This is a genomic window from Qipengyuania zhejiangensis, from assembly GCF_035607565.1.
Taxonomy (GTDB): domain Bacteria; phylum Pseudomonadota; class Alphaproteobacteria; order Sphingomonadales; family Sphingomonadaceae; genus Qipengyuania; species Qipengyuania zhejiangensis.
Genome location: NZ_JAYKGO010000009.1, coordinates 1 through 2,138, shown reverse-complemented (window position 1 = coordinate 2,138; position 2,138 = coordinate 1). Strand labels below are relative to the sequence as shown.

Sequence of the window (2,138 nt, the reverse complement as noted above, 5' to 3'; positions counted from 1 at the left end):
ATCTCACCAAATATTCGTGACTCTTGGCCCGGAAGAATTTCTACAGGTATCATTTCTTCTTTAAGTATTTGATTTAACTTTTCAACTTGGGGTTTTATGTCCGAAGCAGTATTATCATATTTGCCGTTCTTATGATGTGGTGTTGCAATTATTTTCGTTATTCCTTCATTTGCAGCATGCTTTGCCATTTTAATAGAATCTTCTATATTTTGAGAGCCATCATCCACTCCCGGTAAGATATGACAATGTATGTCAATCATTTATAACCCCTACCTTTTTTAAGTTGTTTAGTTTTCGACAATAACTTACATTTTACCATTATAACAAGTTTCATAGATATTGCATTACCTTTTCGGTCCCAAATAAACCAAATTATGGCTAGATGACAAATTTGCTTCAGAATACCTAGATATAATCATTCCTTTATAATAAATTAATACTACCTCAACATAAGCTTCATATCGGAATGTTAAATTTAATGAAGAAACTCGATAAATATTCAGAATTTGTAGGGGGTCATTGCATGATATCTATTGTACTTCGTGGTTGGCACAAATTTTGGTTTTACAATTATAATTTTCTTATACAGCAATCATCCTGTGAGGAAAAGATAAGCAAGCTATTGAAGAAGTCCTTGTATCATGGGAATAGACTGGTACAGCACTTATAGTCTCTATATTTAATAACGTATCCAATCTATTCCCCTAGAAACTACTTAAAATTAAATTAAATTATAAAAAACCGTTACAGGTATGTAACGGCCTTTTCATATTAATCCATTAATTTAAAATTGGATTTTACATTTCAACTTATCCATTTTCTTCATTTAAATCTTTTAACACATATGGCTCCGGTTTATCTAACTGCTGGTTATCCTTTGTGGGGTTCATTATCTGTTGTAAAGCCAACTCCACTCTCATTTCAATAAAATTTAGAATCTCATTACTTTCATTACTCCCTTTTGTTCGATCCATTTCAACTTCTGCTAACATCCCCAAGGATCGACTGACATAATCAAGTGCACGTTTTAATTTTTCTTCATCGTTCTGATATTCATCATCCATTGCTTGATAGGACATCTCATTCGCCATTTTTCTAATCTTATTTAACTTCTCATAATCACTCATCCGTCAAACACCTCCCGTACCAATATATTGCTAACTGTTTATCCATATTCATCGACATTCATACCTGCCACAAATATCTATCCTTATTGAAGGAAAAATCATCTTACCTTATGATTGGTGTATATACCTTTTAGAGGGACAAGGGGGAAAGATAATATGAAGCTAAATAAAATTCATCATGTTGCCATTATTTGTTCGGATTATCAGAAATCCAAACGTTTTTACGTAGATATATTAGGTTTGAAGGTTGTAATGGAGACCTATCGTGAAGAGAGGAACTCGTATAAGCTGGATTTAGCTGTAGGTGGAGATTATCAAATTGAATTATTCTCATTTAATAATCCTCCAGAGCGTACATCCTATCCTGAGGCCAGAGGGCTCCGTCACTTGGCGTTTGAAGTTGATGATATAGAGGAAGCTGTTATTGAACTTGAGGCTAATGGTGTAGGTATGGAGCCAGTAAGAATTGATCCTGTTACAGAGAAGAGGTTTACTTTTTTTGCAGATCCAGATGGATTGCCTTTGGAATTGTATGAAAAATAAATGAGAAAATATAAAAAAGAATCCTATCACAAATTCGATAGGATTCTTTGGTTTTATTTTACCAACCCCAAGAAGCACCAACAATAATTAATAAAATAAATAACACAACGATTAATACGAATGGATTCACTCCAGTTGAAACAGGAGCTGCATATCCGTATCCATATCCACAATGTGACATATACTTCACCTCCAAGTTCTTTACTTTTACAACATATGTAAATAGAACTGGAAGTGTCTAGGCTTTCGTCTAGTAAGATAAGCCCAAATAATCAAAAGGACCCTAACGTTTTGTAGTTAATCAATCTAACTATTACAAAAACCGTCAATGCAAGTGTTACGACAAACACAAACCAATAAGTTCTTGTTTCTGATGAGACTGGCTTTCGATACCTGTCTGAGACGAAAAATCTTCCGATAAAGTTTAGAAGCATAATATAAATCCAATAAAACGAATATGAATCCCAT

Annotated in this window: 4 protein-coding genes; 1 reads left to right on the top strand and 3 read right to left on the bottom strand. The window is 33.5% G+C overall.

Annotated elements, in window-relative coordinates; genetic code table 11:
* Positions 1-260 (bottom strand): CpsB/CapC family capsule biosynthesis tyrosine phosphatase (locus VR863_RS14895; RefSeq protein ID WP_324829308.1); only part of this gene is annotated, 260 nt, incomplete at its 3' end.
* Positions 261-809: 549 nt separating this feature from the next.
* The gene (locus tag VR863_RS14890) at positions 810-1,127 is read right to left on the bottom strand and encodes a hypothetical protein (RefSeq protein ID WP_324829307.1); all 318 of its coding nucleotides are present in this window, start codon (positions 1,125-1,127) and stop codon (positions 810-812) included.
* 156 nt (positions 1,128-1,283) lie between these two features.
* On the opposite strand from VR863_RS14890, the gene gloA2 reads away from it, so the two are divergent.
* A complete protein-coding gene (gene gloA2, locus VR863_RS14885) occupies positions 1,284-1,670 on the top strand; it encodes an SMU1112c/YaeR family gloxylase I-like metalloprotein (protein WP_324829306.1) in 387 nt (128 codons plus the stop codon).
* A 58-nt stretch (positions 1,671-1,728) separates the two neighbouring features.
* On the opposite strand, the gene VR863_RS14930 is transcribed toward gloA2, so the two are convergent.
* Complete coding sequence (locus VR863_RS14930; RefSeq protein ID WP_353545348.1) at positions 1,729-1,851, bottom strand: YjcZ family sporulation protein; 123 nt, start codon at positions 1,849-1,851, stop codon at positions 1,729-1,731.
* Positions 1,852-2,138 lie beyond the last annotated feature (287 nt).

What these genes read in the sequence shown, in the direction of transcription:
- VR863_RS14890 (WP_324829307.1), bottom strand. Translation starts at nt 1,127, where the DNA reads ATGAGTGATTATGAGAAGTTAAATAAGATTAGAAAAATGGCGAATGAG.
- VR863_RS14930 (WP_353545348.1), bottom strand. Translation starts at nt 1,851, where the DNA reads ATGTCACATTGTGGATATGGATACGGATATGCAGCTCCTGTTTCAACT.
- gloA2 (WP_324829306.1), top strand. Translation starts at nt 1,284, where the DNA reads ATGAAGCTAAATAAAATTCATCATGTTGCCATTATTTGTTCGGATTAT.